General features: G+C 32.7%; 16 protein-coding genes. 9 read left to right on the plus strand and 7 right to left on the minus strand.

Annotated elements, in window-relative coordinates; translation table 11 throughout:
* Window positions 1-9: 9 nt before the first annotated feature.
* Window positions 10-957, minus strand: a complete 948-nt coding sequence (locus OD803_RS06255; RefSeq protein ID WP_262732775.1) for a glycosyltransferase family 2 protein — start codon at window positions 955-957, stop codon at window positions 10-12.
* Entirely contained in the window at window positions 957-2,051 is a 1,095-nt protein-coding gene (locus OD803_RS06260; RefSeq protein WP_262732777.1) for a glycosyltransferase family 4 protein, read from the minus strand. The genes OD803_RS06255 and OD803_RS06260 overlap by 1 nt, the downstream gene beginning before the upstream one ends.
* Before the next feature lie 290 nt (window positions 2,052-2,341).
* Here OD803_RS06260 and OD803_RS06265 point away from each other — a divergent pair, with 290 nt between their 5' ends.
* Entirely contained in the window at window positions 2,342-6,439 is a 4,098-nt protein-coding gene (locus OD803_RS06265) for a T9SS type A sorting domain-containing protein (RefSeq protein ID WP_262732778.1), read from the plus strand.
* Between the two features lie 32 nt (window positions 6,440-6,471).
* On the opposite strand, the gene OD803_RS06270 is transcribed toward OD803_RS06265, so the two are convergent.
* The 5 genes from OD803_RS06270 to porX all read right to left on the minus strand — a co-directional run bounded on the left by OD803_RS06270 (window position 6,472) and on the right by porX (window position 11,085).
* Entirely contained in the window at window positions 6,472-6,843 is a 372-nt protein-coding gene (locus tag OD803_RS06270; protein WP_262732779.1) for a hypothetical protein, read from the minus strand.
* A gap of 80 nt (window positions 6,844-6,923) precedes the next feature.
* A complete protein-coding gene (locus OD803_RS06275) occupies window positions 6,924-8,123 on the minus strand; it encodes an alanine dehydrogenase (protein WP_129760106.1) in 1,200 nt (399 codons plus the stop codon).
* A gap of 57 nt (window positions 8,124-8,180) precedes the next feature.
* Window positions 8,181-8,732, minus strand: coding sequence for a hypothetical protein (locus OD803_RS06280; RefSeq protein ID WP_262732780.1), 552 nt, complete (start codon window positions 8,730-8,732; stop codon window positions 8,181-8,183).
* 241 nt (window positions 8,733-8,973) lie between these two features.
* Window positions 8,974-9,429 carry a tRNA (adenosine(37)-N6)-threonylcarbamoyltransferase complex ATPase subunit type 1 TsaE gene (tsaE, locus tag OD803_RS06285; protein WP_262732781.1) on the minus strand — a complete coding sequence of 152 codons (456 nt, stop codon included), beginning with the start codon at window positions 9,427-9,429 and terminating at the stop codon, window positions 8,974-8,976.
* A 102-nt stretch (window positions 9,430-9,531) separates the two neighbouring features.
* Window positions 9,532-11,085: a T9SS response regulator signal transducer PorX gene (porX, locus tag OD803_RS06290; RefSeq protein ID WP_262732782.1), complete on the minus strand. Its 1,554-nt coding sequence runs from the start codon at window positions 11,083-11,085 to the stop codon at window positions 9,532-9,534.
* 35 nt (window positions 11,086-11,120) lie between these two features.
* On the opposite strand from porX, the gene OD803_RS06295 reads away from it, so the two are divergent.
* The 8 genes from OD803_RS06295 (at window position 11,121) to sucD (ending at window position 18,536) form a co-directional block, all read left to right on the plus strand.
* Window positions 11,121-12,350 (plus strand): HD domain-containing protein, encoded by a 1,230-nt coding sequence (locus OD803_RS06295; RefSeq protein ID WP_262732784.1) that lies wholly within the window; start codon window positions 11,121-11,123, stop codon window positions 12,348-12,350.
* Between the two features lie 25 nt (window positions 12,351-12,375).
* Window positions 12,376-13,404: a UDP-3-O-(3-hydroxymyristoyl)glucosamine N-acyltransferase gene (gene lpxD, locus OD803_RS06300; protein ID WP_129760101.1), complete on the plus strand. Its 1,029-nt coding sequence runs from the start codon at window positions 12,376-12,378 to the stop codon at window positions 13,402-13,404.
* Window positions 13,391-14,797 carry a bifunctional UDP-3-O-[3-hydroxymyristoyl] N-acetylglucosamine deacetylase/3-hydroxyacyl-ACP dehydratase gene (locus OD803_RS06305; RefSeq protein WP_262732785.1) on the plus strand — a complete coding sequence of 469 codons (1,407 nt, stop codon included), beginning with the start codon at window positions 13,391-13,393 and terminating at the stop codon, window positions 14,795-14,797. Before lpxD ends, OD803_RS06305 begins: the two co-directional genes overlap by 14 nt.
* Before the next feature lie 94 nt (window positions 14,798-14,891).
* Window positions 14,892-15,677 carry an acyl-ACP--UDP-N-acetylglucosamine O-acyltransferase gene (gene lpxA / locus OD803_RS06310; RefSeq protein ID WP_129760099.1) on the plus strand — a complete coding sequence of 262 codons (786 nt, stop codon included), beginning with the start codon at window positions 14,892-14,894 and terminating at the stop codon, window positions 15,675-15,677.
* Window positions 15,678-15,680: 3 nt separating this feature from the next.
* A complete protein-coding gene (gene efp, locus OD803_RS06315; protein WP_129760098.1) occupies window positions 15,681-16,247 on the plus strand; it encodes an elongation factor P in 567 nt (188 codons plus the stop codon).
* 6 nt (window positions 16,248-16,253) lie between these two features.
* The gene (locus OD803_RS06320; RefSeq protein WP_262732787.1) at window positions 16,254-17,192 is read left to right on the plus strand and encodes a UDP-3-O-(3-hydroxymyristoyl)glucosamine N-acyltransferase; all 939 of its coding nucleotides are present in this window, start codon (window positions 16,254-16,256) and stop codon (window positions 17,190-17,192) included.
* Entirely contained in the window at window positions 17,189-17,596 is a 408-nt protein-coding gene (locus OD803_RS06325) for a nuclear transport factor 2 family protein (RefSeq protein WP_262732789.1), read from the plus strand. Before OD803_RS06320 ends, OD803_RS06325 begins: the two co-directional genes overlap by 4 nt.
* Window positions 17,597-17,663: 67 nt before the next feature.
* Window positions 17,664-18,536 carry a succinate--CoA ligase subunit alpha gene (gene sucD, locus OD803_RS06330; RefSeq protein WP_129760095.1) on the plus strand — a complete coding sequence of 291 codons (873 nt, stop codon included), beginning with the start codon at window positions 17,664-17,666 and terminating at the stop codon, window positions 18,534-18,536.
* The last annotated feature ends 7 nt before the right edge of the window (window positions 18,537-18,543 follow it).

Genomic DNA, 18,543 nt, shown 5'->3' on the forward strand with positions numbered 1-18,543 from the left:
TGGTTAAGTCTATTTTAGAAATCTTCTAATTGGCCATAATAGTACAAAGAAAAACTTGATAATAGGTGAATCAATAGATGTTGTGTAGTTTTTTAGGTTGAAATCTAAATAATTAGATAATCTTAGTAAAAAGTATAAGCTTTTTATAAAGTATGTTGGTGCTTTAAAAAAGTTCTCTTTAAAGAACCAATTATAGTTAGCAATGAGTTGTGTAGCAGATCCTAAAGCAGTTTTTTCAATGTTAGAACTAGATATTGAGTTTTCAATGTTAGTATGATAAATACGTAATGCCTTATTAATATAAACAGTTATAAAACCTTTTTTAGCTAATAGATTCCAAACAAGTCCTTCAGGCATAAAACCGTTGCTAATAAACGCTTTGTTGTAAACTATATTCCTTAAAATATTAGTTTTAGTAAAACCCCATTTTTCACCTAAAATTCTTTTAACAGTATATGATTCAAAGGTATTACTAAAATATGGACTCGTAGGATAAGAGTCACCTACCTGGTCACCATTTTGATCAATGCATAAAGCTGTAATAGCACCAATAGTGTTTTTTTTCTCAATAGGTATACTGTTGTAAGTATTATTAAACACCTCTAAAGCGTTATTAACGCATTCATCATCAGCATCAAATGTTAAAAAAAAATCACCATCGGCTAATTTAATGGCTTGCATAAAACAGCTCATCTTATGCTTATTTTTGGTGTTATGTATATACTTAATCTCTAAAGACGACTTTTTTATAATGCTTGAAATGATGTTGTGAGAACTATCGGTAGAGCCATCATTAATGATTAACCATTCAAAATCCTTAAAACTTTGTTTAACTAAACAGTCGTGAACACGTTCAATTGTTTTTTCACAATTATATACAGGTGTAAAAACAGTAAATTTATACTTAAATGCCTTAGTTGGTTGTTCAATGTATTTTGGAATTAAATCTCTAAACATTATATAAGTTTAATTATGAGTTCGTTCCATTTTTCAGCAACTTGATTTACTTCGTATGCCTTAGCGGTTTTAAAAGCTTCTTTTCCTAGTGAATCTCTAAGGGTATTATTATCGATTAGTTCTATAAGTCTGCTTTCTAATTGTGATTGATTGTTGACTTCAATTAGGAAGCCATTTTTGGTGTTTTCAATAATATCTGAAGGTCCTGTCGGACAATCTGTTGATATGCATGCCATTTCAAAATACATAGCTTCTATTAAAGCATTAGGAAAACCTTCAGACTTTGAAGTAAAAGCAAAAATACTAGCTGTATTGTAATAATTTTGAACATCGTTAATATTGCCTGTAAATATAACGTTGTTGGCTATATGTAACTTTTTAGTGAGTTTTTCATAGTCTTTTCGTAATTCACCATCGCCAATTAAAACAAGTTTCCAGTCCTTTTTATTTATGCTCGCAAATGCTTTTAATAATACATCTTGAGCTTTATTACTGTCTAACCGTCCAACATTAATTATAGTAGGTGTTCTTTTTTTAGAAATATTTTTTTGAGAACTTAATGTTTCAGAAATAGGATTAGGAAGGATTAAAACTTTATTGCTCTTAACAAAAGTTTGATAATAATTTTTAATCAAGTTTGATTGAACTACTAAGAAGTTAGCTTTAGGGTAGGTGTATCTTACAAGTTTATCCCAAAAAGAATTGTTTGTGTATATGTATGGGTTACTTCTTTCTGAAATTATGCATGGTATTTTTAAAGATCTTGAAGCAATTAAACTTAATACATTTGATGTGGTCATAAAACTTAATACTAAGTCAATATCTTCACTCTTTAAATATTTTTTTATTGTTTTAATGAGCTTTGTGTTATTCTTTAAAGCACTAACTAAGTTTTTACTATTGTTAATCTCATTGACACAAGACTTCAATGTAATTTCTTTATTTAAGGTATAAAATGGTGTAGTATTAACAATTGTTATTATGGTAACATTGTATTGTAATGCAAAATAATTGGCTAATGTAGTTACTACGCGTTCTGCTCCTCCAGAGTTCAAACTATACACAACAAAAGCAATATTTTTTTTGGGCTTCAAATTCTAATAATTTATGTAAATGTAGTTAATTTAATAGTTCTTTGTTCATTATCAATTATGTAGGAATTTACTTTTAAACGTTAAAATTATGTAGTTAGTCGACTTTTTTTACATTCTGCACGTATATTTGTTGACGCTAAAATCACTATTTCATCCTGAAAAATCTTTATTTGTAAGAAAAGTATTTCAAATATTTTCTTTTTGTCGAATATTAATGCGTTAAAACGTATTTTTAGATATTATTTATATAGATTGCCAGTATAATAGCAAGCCCCAAAGATTAATAGTAGATGAAGCCCCTAAATTTTGGTTGCCATAATTATGGCCTATTGTGTTTTAAAAAAGCACTGTGTTTAATTTTATTTGTATCGTATTATAGTATAGCTCAAGTTTACCCACCTGATGTTAATGTTAATTCAGTTGATTGGGGAACTTATCAAGTACCAATTAGTGTGCCTGATTATTTAGCTACGTTTACGGACCCATTAACAGGTAATAATGTTACCCGAATAAGTGATGAAAATGTATTTGGTTGTGATTGTTCTCAATTACGACATATTTATGCCAAAAAGCAACCTTGGAATGCTGATGGCACTAAAATTATGACTGCAGGTTGGCCATCAAAAATTTTAGATGGTAATACTTATGAGGTGTTAACTACTGCTTATTGTCGTTCATTATGGAGTAATGTTGAACCAGACATTACGTATGATTCACATGAGAACCAATTATTCAGAAGAAATATAGTTACACAAAATGAAACTGTTTTAAAAACATTTTCAGGGTATTCATCTGTAAGTGTTGGAGATGGAGAAGGTAATTTGTCCAATGATGATCGTTATGTGGCTTTAATAGCAACTAGTGGATCACAAAAAACGATATTAGTTTATGATATATTTAATGATGAAATTCTAGGAACAAAGTCTCTAGGAACTGCTAATATTGATTGGGTGTCTGTATCACAATCTGGTGAATATGTAGTAATGAGTGGATACTCTGATGGCTCAGGACCATTGCAGGGCATTAAAGCTTATGATAAGTATATGAATAATGAAATACACTTATATAGCGGAAGACCTCATGGAGATATAGGATACGATGCTCAAGGAAATGAAGTTTATGTGGCATACCAAGGTGTTAGTGGTTATAGTTTGTCTTATGCAAGATTAGACAATGGAGCAAAACAAGGAATTTTTCCATTCTCAGGAGGAGCAGGTGATAGTGGTCTTTGGGGAGGACATATTAGTACTAGAAATTTAGACAGACCAGGATGGGCTTATGTAAGTGAACAAGGGCATCCGTCTAATGTAAATAATTATGAAGCAACAAGAGAGATTTTTGCTATTAAGTTAGATAATTCTCAAACTATAGAAAGATTTACCAAGCATAATACTAATTTAAATTCAGGATATAGCCATCAAGCTCATGCAGTACCAAATAGAGATGGTTCTAAGGTGATATTCGCAAGTAATTGGGATAACGCTAGCTTAGAAAACAATTCTTATCCCTTGTTGTGGGTTGTAGAAGCACCACAAGATTCAGCAGGCATAACTGCAAACGCAGGAGAAGATGTGTCGATTTGCGAAGGAGATGAGGTGGTTTTAACAGCTTCTGGAGGAGCAACGTATGAGTGGAGTACAGGTGAAACTACACAAAGTATTACAGTAAGTCCAACTGAAATAACAACCTATATTGTTACTGCGTATGATGCATCAGGAAGTAATTCAGATCAAGATGATGTAATAGTTACTGTTAATGCAATACCCGAAGCTAATGCAGGAGAAGATGTGTCTGTTTGTTTTGGTAACTCTATTACGCTAACAGCCTCAGGAGGAAGTACATATTTATGGAGTACAGGAGAAACTACAGAAAGTATAACTGTATCTCCAAGTGAAACAACAATATATTCAGTTGAAGTTTTTGAAAACGATTGTTCTAGTAGTGATGAAGTGCTAGTAACTGTTAGTGAGCTTCCTGTGATTAATGCAGGAGAAGATGTAACAATTAATCTTGGAGAAAGTACAATGCTTACAGCTTCAGGAGGAGATACATATTTATGGGATACTGATGAGACATCTGAGTCAATAACAGTAAGTCCAATCGAAACAACTACTTACACAGTAACAGGTTTTGTGGCTGATTGTGAAGCTTCTGATACTGTAACTGTAACAGTTGTTGATAATAGTGTAGTTGCAAATGCAGGAGAAGATGTGTCGATTTGCGAAGGCGAAGAGGTGGTTTTAACAGCCTCTGGAGGCGCAACGTATGAATGGAGTACAGGTGAAACCACACAAAGTATTACAGTAAGTCCAGCTGAAACAACAATCTACACTGTTACAGTTTTTGATGAATCAGGAAGTAATTCAGATCAAGATGATGTTACAGTAGCAGTAAATGCACTTCCCATAGCTAATGCAGGAGACGATGTGTCTGTTTGTTTTGGAGATTCTATTGTGTTAACAGCCTCAGGAGGAAGTACATATTTATGGAGTACAGGAGAAACTACAGAAAGTATAACTGTGTCACCAAGTGAAACAACAACATATTCAGTTGAAGTTTTTGAAAACAATTGTTCAAGTACTGATCAAGTGATGGTTACTGTAAATGAATTACCAATTGTTGATGCAGGTTCCAATGTTACAATAAATGTAGGAGAAAGCACTACGCTTACAGCTACAGGAGCAGATGCTTATTTATGGAGTACAGGAGAAACTACCCAAAGTATAACAGTATCACCAAGTGAAACAACAACTTATTCAGTTACAGGATTTACAAATGGATGTGAAAACACGAACACTGTTACTGTTTTTTTGCAAGGTAGTACTGTAGTTGCTGATGCAGGAGAAGATGTATCGATTTGCGAAGGCGAAGAGGTGGTTTTAATAGCTACAGGAGGCGCAACGTATGAATGGAGTACAGGTGAAACCACACAAAGTATTACAGTAAGTCCAGCTGAAACAACAATCTACACTGTTACAGTTTTTGATGAATCAGGAAGTAATTCAGATCAAGATGATGTTACAGTAGCAGTAAATGCACTTCCCATAGCTAATGCAGGAGACGATGTGTCTGTTTGTTTTGGAGATTCTATTGTGTTAACAGCCTCAGGAGGAAGTACATATTTATGGAGTACAGGAGAAACTACAGAAAGTATAACTGTGTCACCAAGTGAAACAACAACATATTCAGTTGAAGTTTTTGAAAACAATTGTTCAAGTACTGATCAAGTGATGGTTACTGTAAATGAATTACCAATTGTTGATGCAGGTTCCAATGTTACAATAAATGTAGGAGAAAGCACTACGCTTACAGCTACAGGAGCAGATGCTTATTTATGGAGTACAGGAGAAACTACCCAAAGTATAACAGTAAGTCCAGCAGAGGCCACAACTTATTCAGTTACAGGATTTACAAATGGCTGTGAAGCATCAGATTCTGTTTTAGTATCAGTTGAAGACCTAGTAATTGCCAACGCAGGAGATGATGTTAGTATTTGTCAAGGTTACGAAACTGTTTTGTCAGCTTCTGGAGGTGAAAGTTATCTATGGAGTACAGGTGCTACTACACAAAGTATAACAGTAAGTCCTAGTTCAACATCAACCTATTCGGTTATTGCTTATGTAGGTGATCAACAAGATGAAGATGAAGTCACAGTTACTGTTAATCCTAATCCAAATGTTATTATTCAAAATGGAGATGAAGTTATGATATTGCAAGGTGATTATATTACTTTATCAGCAACAGGAGCTAATAGTTACCAATGGAGCAATGGTGCAACTCAACCCAATATAGCTGTTAATCCTAGTGTTACAACAACATATTCAGTTACAGGATTTATAAACAATTGTGAAGATGAGAAGCAAATAACAGTTAATGTGTTAGAAGAAGTTACAGCAGTTGTTGATGTTGAGCAAAATGAAATTTGTTTAGGAGAGACTGTTACACTTACAGCTTCAGGAGGAGATGAGTATTTATGGAGTACAGGAGATACAACTGAAAGCATAACTGTATCGCCTGAAGAGAGTTTAGAATATTCAGTAACAGTATTTAATGCGTTAGATTTTGATGAGACCTCAGTAATTGTTTCAGTGGTTGATTGTTCATCAATTGAAACTCCTGATGAGCCTGAAGAGTTTGATTTTCTTGTATATCAAGACCCACAAACAGATGTGTTAAAAGTACGCGTATCAGGTTATCAAAGTGTTATTGTGAATAACATGTCTATATTTGATATTACTGGAAAACACGTGTTTTCTATTGATTTTGAAGAAGAAGATGAGTCAATTGTTGAAAAAGAAATAGATACAAGCTCATTCTCTAGAGGAATCTATATCATTAGGTTGATATACGATGATAAAGCACTCGTTAAAAAAATTCCTATTCGATAAAAAAAGAAAAGACTTGGTTATCTAAGTCTTTTTTATTTAAAATCTATTGAAAGAACAGTAGCTACTGAATCACAGTTTTTGATATGAAGTGCAATATCATTTTTATTTAACTTGTTTTCAATTACATAAGTTTTGCAATCTTCAGACTTTGTATCACTTTCTTGAAAGTTAACATCTCCAGTTAAAATTAAATTAGTGATAGTAGTAGTGTCTATATCATGAGTATTCATAATTGCTTTCGTTTCATCAGAGAGCAATCGTTTTTTAATTGAAATGTTTTTAATGGTTCTTGCGTTTGGACCATAATCACACGAAGTGTTTTTTCCTCTTAAAAAAAAGGCTAAAAGTATTAAACCTATTGAAAATCCTCCTAAGTAGTAACCTATACGTTGTATTAATTTCATTAGTTAAATTGAAAATTTTCTGTAAAAATACAACCCTTTTTAACCTTAGCAAAACTCCAACTTAGTAAAGCTGAATTGAACTAAAAAATAAGCAAGTTTACGTCATTATAGTTAAGACCAAACCAATCAGCTACCGACTTATTGGTTAAAACACCATGATATAAGTATAAACCATTTTTTAAACCTCTATCAAACCTGATAGCATCTTCAATACCACCATCTTCAGCAATTTTTAGTAGATAAGGTGTAAAAATATTACTGATAGAAACTGATGCAGATCTAGAGTATCGAGCAGGAATATTAGGTACACAATAATGAGTAACTCCATTGACTTCAAAAGTTGGGTGGTCATGATTTGTGATTTCACTAGTTTCAAAACAACCTCCCATATCAATACTAACATCTATTACAACAGATCCATTTTTCATGCTGCCAACCATTTCTTCAGTAACAACAATAGGAGCTCTATTGGTTCCTCTTACAGCTCCAATAGCAACATCACAGCGTTTTAGGGCTTTAATTAAGTTTTTTGGTTGAATGGTTGAGGTATATATTGTTCTTCCAAGGTTAGACTGTAAACAACGTAATTTGGTAATAGAGTTGTCAAAAACCTTTACATTGGCTCCAAGCCCAATAGCTGAACGTGCAGCAAATTCACCAACAGTACCAGCACCTATAATTACAACTTCAGTAGGAGGAACACCACTAATATTACCAAACATTAATCCGTTACCACCATTAACATTAGAGAGTAATTCTGAAGCAATTAAAATTGAAGCTGTTCCAGCAATTTCACTAAGTGATCGCACAGCAGGATATGCACCATCTTCATCTTTAATAAATTCAAAAGCTAAAGCTGTAATTCGTTTAGAAGCAAGAGCTTCAAAGTATTTTTTGCTTTGAGTTTTTAACTGTAATGCAGAAATAAGAAGCGTTTGCGGATTAATGAGTTTTATTTCGTCAAGAGAAGGTGGTTCTACTTTTAGAATAATAGGGTTAGAGTAGACCTTAGCTGTATCTTTAGTAACTTCGGCACCTGCTTCACTGTAGTTTTTATCTTTAAAGTTAGCACCTTCGCCAGCTCCAGATTCTATCATTACTCTATGTCCATTTGACACTAAAGCAGATACTGCATCGGGAGTTAAACAAACTCTTTTCTCTTGAAAATAAGTTTCTTTTGGAATACCAATGTATAGATTGCCTTTTTTTCTTAAAACTTCTAGTTTTTCTTCTTGAGGCAAAAGTTGAGCCCTTGTAAAAGGAGATAAAGATTTACTCATTTGTGATTGAAATAATATTCAAATTACAAATAATAATTTGAATTTTAAAAGAACTCTTTAAAAGTAATCTTTAAGTTTTCCTAAAATACCTTTTGGTTTAATTTTAAACTCGTCTTCAAGCTCCTGCATAGTTTTATCGGCATCATTTATTTTATTGAAAATCCTTACTCTAATGAGGTATATTGAAGGAACCACAATAGCCATTACGGGTAATAAGTAAATAAATTGGTATTCATCAATATTTTGAGTGTCACCATTATAAGTGCCTACAATTTGAAAGATATACATCACTATTGGAACCAGTAGTGCATGATACCACCAGTGTCTGCAAGTAACAAACCATATAATTAAAAGGATAAGAGGTATAAACTTACCAGTAAAAACCCACATAGCATAATTGGCATCTTCCCAAAGGTTGCTATCGTATGTAAACAAAAAAGTGTCCCAAACTTTAGTTTGAGGGACACTTTCATGTAACGAAAATAAGAAAGGAGTGATTGCTATTAAGGTTGCAATAATACTACCAACAACAACACTCTTGTTAATCTTATTAGCAGTTTTTAATAAGCTTTCTTGGTCCTTTTTCGATTTCTGATTTTGTTTGATCATTTAAGTCAATTAAATTTGTAGCCTGAGCTGCAAATAACATTCCACCGAAAAGCGCGATCGCTAATACGTACTTTTTTGTTTTCATAATTCAAGGGATTTAATTAATTAATTACTTCAAATTTAGAATCAACAAGGTGTAAATTCTGTTAAAGAAATGTTAAAATAATTTTCAGAAATCGCTTGAACGTTACGGTTTTTCCGTACTTTGCAATTGTGCTCTAATGGCAGGATGCCACTTTTTTTACAAAAAATTTTGCTGCTCCATAGGTTTTTTTTTGGTTAATTTTATGTTTTGGTCAAATTTGAGGGTTCTTTTACTATTTTCATCAGAAACAATTGTTACAATTTCTGCGTCATCTGGTATTAAATTTGGAATTTTTTCTGGCCATTCTACAAGTTTCCATGCACTAGAGTAGAAGTAATCTTCAATACCAAAATTTAATGCTTCTTCCTCGTTTTCAATTCTATAAAAATCAAAATGAAAAATCGTATCAGAAGGAGATGAATATTCGTTAACAAGTGAGAATGTTGGACTACTTACCAAATCATTACTACCAAGATGTTCAACAATCGCTTTTATAAGTGTAGTTTTGCCAACACCCATTTCTCCGTAAAACAAAATTGTTCTAGAAGATGCATGTTTTATAACTGCTTCAGCAATTGAATGAATATCAGATATTTGATAAGTTGTTTCCAAAATTGTACTTGCTAAGTATAAAATTCAGCACAAGTATAAGAATAAAATTCGAGAAAAACCAATAAAAAGTGTATTTCATCGGATTTTTTTGCATTACATAGATTATTTTGGACTCATGACAACAAACGGAATAATCATTTCTTCTAGGGACACTCCACCATGTTGATAAGTGTTTCTGTAATAGCTTACATAATGGTTATAATTGTTTGGGTAAGCTAAAAACACATCGCCTTTTGCGAAGATATAAGAGCTACTCATCGTGATTGAAGGCAAATGTATGGTCTTTGGATCTTTAGCTGCAAGTACATCTTTATTTTCATAAGTTAGGCTACGTCCAGTTTTGTATCTTAAATTTAAGCTGGTATCTCTATCACCAATTACTCTTGATGGATTTTTTACATTAATGGTCCCATGGTCTGTGGTTAAAATAAGCTTAAAACCAAGAAGCTGTGCTTGTTGGATCATCTCTAATAATGGAGAGTTTTTAAACCAACTTTGTGTTAAAGATCTGTATGCCTTATCGTTTGAAGCTAACTCTTTTACAACTTCCATTTCGGTTTTAGCGTGAGAAAGCATATCTACAAAATTGTAAACCACTACAGTAAGGTCGTTGTCTTTTAAAGCTTTAAAGTTTTCAACTAGTTTCTTTCCAGACTTTAAGTTTGTGATTTTGTGATACTCATGTTTTAAGTGTGATAGCCCTAAGCGTTTTAATTGTGCTTCAAGAAACTCAGCTTCGTGTAAATTTTTACCACCATCATCAGTGTCGTTTTTCCAAAGGTCTGGATGTAGCTTTTCCATATCACTTGGCATTAAACCAGAAAAAATAGCATTTCTTGCATATTGCGTAGCTGTAGGGAGAATACTGTAAAACGGCTCTTCGTATGTTTTTTTGTAGTAATTGTTTACAATAGGCTCAAATGCTTTCCATTGGTCGTAACGTAAATTATCAATAACAACAAAAAGAGTTGGTTGTTTGTCGCTTAATTCAGGTACAACCTTTTCTTTAAATAAGGTATGTGACATTATTGGTGCTTCGGTATTGTCATCAAACCAACTAGGGTAGTTCTTGTCTATAAATTTTCCAAACTGTTGGTTAGCTTCACTTTTTTGAGATTCTAAAATCTCAGTCATGCCAACATCTTCAATGTCTTCAAGCTGTAATTCCCAATAAATCAGTTTTTGATACAATTCTTCCCATTCTTTAAAAGAGTTAACCATAGATAAGTCCATAGCTATTTTTCTAAATTCTTGTTGGTAGTTAGAAGTTGTCTTTTCTGAAACTAACCTAGAATGATCCAAATTCTTTTTTAAACTCAGTAGTATTTGATTTGGGTTTACAGGTTTTATAAGGTAATCGGCTATTTTACTACCTATAGCTTCTTCCATAATATACTCTTCTTCACTTTTGGTAATCATAACCACAGGAAGGTTAGCACGCTTTTCTTTAATCTCATTCAAGGTTTCCAATCCTGTAAGTCCTGGCATGTTTTCATCTAAAAAGACAATATCAAAATTAGTATCGTTAATAATCTCGATAGCTTCAGTACCACTTTTGCATGTAGTAACCTTGTATTGCTTTTGTTCTAAAAAGAGAATATGCGGTTTAAGTAAATCAATTTCATCGTCAACCCAAAGAATATTTATATTGTTCATGTATATTTGTTTAAATTTAAAGTAAAAATTGAAGTTTGAATAAGGTAAACAAACTTAAGATATTTAACGACCCAATTTACGGATTTATTACTATTCCAAATTCGTTAATTTTCGATTTAATTGAACACAGATACTTTCAGCGTTTAAGACGAATAACCCAAATGGGAATGTCTTATTTGGTTTATCCAGGTGCACATCATACTAGATTTCATCATGCAATTGGTTGTATGCATTTAATGCAAAAAGCGGTGAATGTGCTTCGTTTTAAAGGGGTTGCCATTTCTGAAGAAGAAGAAAATGCGCTCTATATTGCCATTTTATTACATGATATTGGTCATGGTCCATTTTCGCATGCTATGGAACATAGTATTGTTAATGGAGTCTCGCACGAGGATATTTCAATGCTTTTTATGGAGCAGTTGAATAAAGAATTTAACTCAAGTTTAACGCTTGCTATAGCTATTTTTAAAGGTAACTATTCCAGAAAATTTTTATGTCAATTAATATCTGGTCAATTAGATATGGATCGATCAGATTATTTAAAGCGTGATAGTTTTTACACAGGAGTTGCTGAGGGAAATATTAATAGTGAGCGATTAATAACTATGCTTAACGTAGTTGACGATGTGTTGGTTGTAGAAGAAAAAGGTATTTATAGTGTTGAAAAGTTTTTAGTAGCAAGACGTTTTATGTATTGGCAAGTGTATTTGCATAAAACTAGTTTAGCTGCTGAGCAGTTGTTAATGAGAGTGTTGAGTAGAGCTAAGGAGCTGACCAATAAAGGAGTTCATTTGCAAGCAAGTGAGCCTTTGCAGTATTTTCTTAAGAATGAAATCTCACTAGATGATTTTAATAAAGATACACTAGAAGCCTTTTCAAGATTAGACGATTATGATATTGTTTCAGCAATGAAAACATGGCAGTTTCATGAAGATTTTGTGCTGAGAAATCTTTGTGAAATGATTATAAATAGAGATTTACTTAAAGTTAAAATAAAGAATAAAAGGATAAAGAAAGATGTTTTGCTAAAACACACTCAAAACCTAATGAACAAGCATTCAATATCTAAAGAAGAAGCTGAGTATTTTGTGTTTTATGGCGAAATTTCTAATCAGGCTTACAACGCCAAAAAGCAAGGAATTAATATTCTTCAAAAAAATGGAAAGATAGTAGACATCGCTAAAGTATCAGACCAGTTCAACATCAAGTCCCTTTCAAAACAAGTGACTAAATATTATATATGTTATCCTAAGGATAAAATGTGATACATTTTTTCTATTTTTGCGATTAATGAAATTCACAGCAACACAAATAGCAGGAATTTTAGAAGGTGATATTATTGGAAATCCCGATGTTGAAGTTTCTAAACTTTCCAAAATAGAAGAAGGAACCGAAGGGTCATTAACCTTTTTGGCTAATCCTAAATACAAGCCTTATATTTATTCTACAAAGGCATCAATTACAATAGTTAATAAAACTTTTGAAGCAGAAAACGACATCACTACAACTTTAATAAAAGTTGAAGATGCTTATAAATCGTTCTCAAAATTGTTGGAGTATTACAATCAGGTAAAACTTAATAAAAGCGGAGTTGAACAACCCTCGTTTATTTCAGAAACAGCAAGCTATGGAGAAAACGTTTATGTAGGCGCATTCACTTATATAGGTGATAAGGTAAAAATAGGAGATAATGTAAAAATATTTCCAAGTGCTTACATAGGAGACAATGTTACAATTGGTGATAATACCATAGTGTTTTCTGGAGCTAAAATTTATTCTGAAAGTTGCATAGGCTCTAACTGTGTGATTAATTCAGGAGCTATAATTGGAGCTGATGGCTTTGGTTTTGCACCTAATGAAAAAGGGGAATATAGCAAAGTGCCACAAACCGGAAATGTAATTATTGAAGATTATGTAGATATTGGTGCTGCTACTACTATTGATAGAGCAACGTTAGGCTCAACAATTATTAGAAAAGGAGTTAAGCTTGATAACCAAATACAAATTGCACATAATGTTGAAGTTGGTAAAAACACAGTTATTGCTGCTCAAACAGGTGTAGCAGGATCTACTAAAATTGGTGAAAACTGTATTATAGGTGGTCAAGTTGGTATAGTAGGACATATAACAATAGGAAATAATGTAAAAATCCAAGCACAATCAGGAATTGGACGAAACATTAAGGATAATGAGGTGTTACAAGGTTCGCCAGCATTAAGTTATGGTGATTTTAATAAATCCTATGTATACTTTAAAAATCTTCCTAAGATTGTAAAAGATATTAATGAAATAGAAAAAAAAGTAAATGGCAATAATTAAAACAGACGTTAAGCAAAAAACCATTCAAAAAGAAGTTTCGCTTACAGGTGTTGGGTTGCATACAGGAAAAAATGTAACACTTACTTTTAAACCTGCTTCTGTAAATAATGGTTACTCTTTTAAAAGAATTGATTTAGAAGGTAATCCAGTAATCGAAGCTGATGCAAACTATGTTACCAACACACAACGTGGTACATGTTTAGAAAAAAATGGAGTTGTTATTCAAACGTCTGAACATGTTTTGGCTGCTTTGGTTGGAATGGATATTGACAACGTTATTATTGAGCTAAACGCTTCAGAACCTCCAATTATGGATGGGTCTTCAAAATTCTTTGTTGAAGCATTGGAAAATGCAGGAATTGAAGAGCAAGACGATTTTAGAGAAGAATATGTAGTATCTGATGTTGTGTCGTATTCTGATGAAGAAACAGGTAGCGAAATTATTGTTATGCCTGCTAAGGAATATCAAATTACAACAATGGTTGACTTTGGTACAAAGGTGTTAGGTACTCAAAATGCAACTTTAAATCATATTTCCGATTTTAAAGATGATATTTCTGACTCTAGAACCTTTAGTTTCTTACATGAACTAGAAATGCTTTTAGAACATGGACTTATTAAAGGAGGAGACTTAAACAATGCAATAGTTTATGTTGATAAGGAATTGTCAAAAGAAACTACCGAAAAACTTAAAGTGGCTTTTAATAAAGAGACTTTAGCAATAAAACCAAACGGAATTTTAGATAATCTTACGTTGCATCATCCTAACGAAGCGGCTAGACATAAACTGTTAGACGTAATAGGAGATTTGGCTTTAGTTGGAACTCGTATTAGAGGGAAAATTATAGCTAACAAGCCAGGACATTATATCAATACGCAGTTTGCTAAAAAAATGTCTAAAATCATTAAAAATGAAAGACGTAACAATGTTCCTAGTGTAGATTTAAACCAAGAACCATTAATGGATGTCAATCAAATTATGGCAATGTTGCCTCACAGACAGCCATTTTTGCTTATTGACAAAATATTTGAATTGACTGATAGTGGTGTTATAGGTATGAAAAATGTCACTATGAATGAGCCTTTCTTTGCAGGTCATTTCCCAGGAGCTCCAGTAATGCCAGGAGTTTTAATAGTTGAAGCTATGGCACAAACAGGAGGAATTTTGGTGTTAAGTACAGTGCCAGATCCTGAAAATTACTTAACCTTCTTTATGAAAATAGATAATGTTAAGTTTAAGCAAAAAGTAGTTCCTGGTGACACATTGATATTTAAGTGTGATTTAATTACACCTATTCGTCGTGGTATATGTCACATGCAAGGATATGCTTATGCAAACGGAAAGTTATGCGCTGAAGCAGAACTTATGGCTCAAATATCTAAAGTGAAATAAATATGAACCAGACAGAAACTTATATTTTAAGTGCTTCGGTCAATCAAATAGGCGAATACATTTTCACCTATTCATTTAAATTAAAATTACAAAAATGAACCAACCATTAGCATACGTGCATCCTGGAGCAAAAATTGCAAAGAATGTCGTAATAGAACCTTTTACAACAATCAACAATAATGTAACTATTGGTGAAGGTACTTGGATTGGAAGTAATGTTACCATTATGGAAGGTGCAAGAATAGGAAAAAACTGTAATATTTTCCCTGGTGCTGTAATTTCTGCAGTTCCTCAAGACTTAAAATACAAAGACGAAGACACGCTTACAATTATTGGTGATAATGTAACTATAAGAGAGTGTGTTACCATTAATAGAGGCACAACCGATAAGATGAAAACAGTTGTAGGAGACAATTGTTTAATTATGGCGTATTGCCATATTGCTCACGATTGTATTGTAGGTAATAACTGTATTTTTTCAAACAACTCAACATTAGCAGGTCATATTACTGTTGGTGATTATGTTGTACTTGCTGGTATGACTGCTGTACACCAGTTTTGTTCAATTGGTAATCATGCTTTTGTAACAGGAGGATCTTTGGTAAGAAAAGATGTACCTCCATATGTAAAAGCAGCAAGAGAGCCTTTGTCTTATGTTGGTATAAACTCTGTAGGACTAAGACGAAGAGGGTTTTCAACCGAAAAAATTAGAGAAATTCAAGATATATACAGAATTCTGTATCAAAAAAATTATAACAATACCCAAGCTGCTGAGATTATTGAAGCTGAAATGGAAGCGACTTCAGAACGCGATGAAATACTTCAATTTATCAAAGACTCTCAACGAGGTATTATGAAAGGATATTTTAAATCAAATTAATTTATGGCAACTACAAGTGATATTAGAAACGGATTGTGTATTAGATACAATCATGATATTTATAAAATTATAGAGTTTTTACACGTAAAACCTGGTAAAGGTCCAGCGTTTGTTCGTACAAAATTAAAAAGTGTAACTACAGGAAAAGTTATAGATAACACCTTTTCTGCAGGACATAAAATTGAAGACGTTAGAGTAGAAACTCACAAATTCCAGTTTTTATATAACGATGGAGAATTTTACCATTTTATGAATACTGAAGATTATACTCAAATTCGTTTATTGGAGGCTGCATTAGACAGACCAGAATTAATGAAAGAAGGAGAAGTAGTAACTGTGCTTATCAACACAGAAGATAATTTACCTTTATCTGTTGAAATGCCTGCAAGCGTTATTCTTGAAGTTACTGCAACTGAACCTGGAGTTAAAGGAAACACAGCAACTAATGCAACAAAACCTGCAACTGTTGAGACAGGAGCAGAGGTTAATGTTCCTTTGTTTATCAATGAAGGAGACAAGATTAAGATTGAAACTGAAAAAGGAACTTACAAAGAAAGAATTAAAGAATAGCTTTAATTGAAATTTTCTAAACCACATACTTTAAAAGAAATAGCTAACATAATTAAGTGTGATTATGTTGGAGAAGAGACCTTTCCTGTTTTAGGCATGAATGAAATTCATGTGGTTGAACCAGGAGACATTGTGTTTGTTGATCATCCTAAGTATTATGATAAGGCATTACAATCTGCTGCAACCATAATATTAATTAATAAAGAGGTAGAATGTCCTGAAGGGAAAGCACTATTAATTAGTGATGACCCTTTTAGAGATTTTAATAAACTCACACAACATTTTAAACCGTTTCAAGCTTCTGACATTGCAATATCAAAGACTGCAAAAGTTGGGAAAAATACCGTTATACAACCTAATTGCTTTATTGGTAATAATGTTATAATAGGTGACAATTGTGTTATCCATTCCAATGTAAGTATTTATGATGATGCTGTTATTGGTGATAATGTTACAATACATTCAGGTACTGTGTTAGGTGCAAACGCATTTTACTACAAAAAAAGACCAACTGGTTTTGATCGTTTACTTTCTGGAGGTCGAGTAATTATTCAAGATAATGTTGATATAGGAGCTTCTTGTACAATTGATAAAGGTGTTACAGGAGATACTACCATTGGAGAAGGCTCTAAGCTAGATAACTTAATTCAAATAGGGCATGATACTGTTATTGGTAAAAAATGTCTCATTGCATCGCAAGTAGGTATTGCAGGTTGTGTAGTAATTGAAGATGAAGTAACTATTTGGGGACAAGTAGGTATTACAAGTGGAATTACTATAGGCTCAAAAGCAGTTATTTCTGCACAATCAGGAGTAAGTAAATCTCTTGAAGGTAACAATAGCTATTTTGGGACACCAGCAGACGATTTTAGATCTAAATATAAAGAAATAGCTTCTATCAAGAAGATTCCTGAAATTTTAGAACAATTAAAAAATAAATCATGACTCCAAAAGAATATGTAAAACGTTTTTATGAATCAGATTTTGCCAATGATACAACTGTAATTGATAATTATCTACATAAAGATTGTTTATTGCATTGGAGTAGTAGTAAAGGGTTTTCTGTTTTAAAGTTTAATGATATTAAAGATTTATTCTTAGATATCAGTAGAACGTATGAGTCGTTTAGAGTTGAAATCAGTCATCTGTTAGCTGATGAAAATTTTGTGACTACGAGATATACTGTTTATGTAAGAACAATTGAAGATCCTGATCAAGAACAACCAATGGCACATTTTATAACTATCTGGGAGTTAAAAGACAATAAACTCTATCGTGGTTACGAAATAAGCCAGCAAGCAGATGTAAGTTTAGAGAGTCTTAAATCATTTTCAAAAATAAAAGTATAAAACACTTTTTTATAGGTGTTAAAACAGTATTTTTGTAACGTTTTTTAAAATAAAAATCAAAATATAGATGAGCGTTTTAGTAAATAAGAATTCAAAAATTATAGTACAAGGTTTTACAGGTAGTGAAGGTACTTTTCACGCTGGACAAATGATTGAGTATGGAACCAATGTTGTTGGAGGTGTTACACCAGGAAAAGGTGGTCAAACTCATTTAGATAAACCAGTTTTTAACACTGTAAAAGAAGCTGTTGATTCAGTAGGAGCAGATACAACTATTATATTTGTACCACCAGCGTTTGCTGCTGATGCAATTATGGAAGCTGCTGATGCTGGTATTAAAGTAATTATCACCATTACTGAAGGTATTCCAGTTGCTGATATGATTACAGCTTCAAACTATATTAAAGATAAAGATTGTCGTTTAATAGGTCCTAACTGTCCTGGAGTAATCACTCCTGGTGAAGCTAAAGTAGGTATTATGCCTGGTTTCGTTTTCAAAAAAGGAAAAGTAGGGATTGTTTCAAAATCAGGAACATTAACTTATGAAGCGGCTGACCAAGTAGTAAAACAAGGTTTAGGAATTACTACAGCAATAGGTATTGGTGGTGACCCAATTATTGGAACAACGACTAAAGAAGCTGTTGAGTTGTTAATTAACGATTCAGAAACTGAAGCTGTTGTTATGATTGGAGAAATTGGAGGTCAATTAGAAGCTGATGCTGCTAAATGGTATAAAAACAGCGGAAGTAAAAAGCCTATTATTGGGTTTATAGCTGGTGAAACTGCACCTGCAGGACGTACAATGGGTCATGCTGGAGCTATAGTTGGTGGTAGTGACGATACTGCCCAAGCTAAAAAAGCAATTATGAGAGATTGTGGAATTCATGTAGTTGATTCACCTGCTGAAATAGGTAAAAAAGTAGCAGAAGTTTTATCATAACTTTTTG

This window comes from Gaetbulibacter sp. NE (assembly GCF_025548475.1).
GTDB lineage: Bacteria > Bacteroidota > Bacteroidia > Flavobacteriales > Flavobacteriaceae > Gaetbulibacter_B > Gaetbulibacter_B jejuensis.

Coding starts and splice junctions, on each gene's coding strand:
- OD803_RS06255 (WP_262732775.1), bottom strand. CDS start 957: ATGTTTAGAGATTTAATTCCAAAATACATTGAACAACCAACTAAGGCA.
- OD803_RS06265 (WP_262732778.1), top strand. CDS start 2,342: ATGAAGCCCCTAAATTTTGGTTGCCATAATTATGGCCTATTGTGTTTT.
- OD803_RS06270 (WP_262732779.1), bottom strand. CDS start 6,843: ATGAAATTAATACAACGTATAGGTTACTACTTAGGAGGATTTTCAATA.
- OD803_RS06275 (WP_129760106.1), bottom strand. CDS start 8,123: ATGAGTAAATCTTTATCTCCTTTTACAAGGGCTCAACTTTTGCCTCAA.
- OD803_RS06280 (WP_262732780.1), bottom strand. CDS start 8,732: ATGATCAAACAAAATCAGAAATCGAAAAAGGACCAAGAAAGCTTATTA.
- porX (WP_262732782.1), bottom strand. CDS start 11,085: ATGAACAATATAAATATTCTTTGGGTTGACGATGAAATTGATTTACTT.
- lpxD (WP_129760101.1), top strand. CDS start 12,376: ATGAAATTCACAGCAACACAAATAGCAGGAATTTTAGAAGGTGATATT.
- OD803_RS06305 (WP_262732785.1), top strand. CDS start 13,391: ATGGCAATAATTAAAACAGACGTTAAGCAAAAAACCATTCAAAAAGAA.
- lpxA (WP_129760099.1), top strand. CDS start 14,892: ATGAACCAACCATTAGCATACGTGCATCCTGGAGCAAAAATTGCAAAG.
- efp (WP_129760098.1), top strand. CDS start 15,681: ATGGCAACTACAAGTGATATTAGAAACGGATTGTGTATTAGATACAAT.
- OD803_RS06325 (WP_262732789.1), top strand. CDS start 17,189: ATGACTCCAAAAGAATATGTAAAACGTTTTTATGAATCAGATTTTGCC.
- sucD (WP_129760095.1), top strand. CDS start 17,664: ATGAGCGTTTTAGTAAATAAGAATTCAAAAATTATAGTACAAGGTTTT.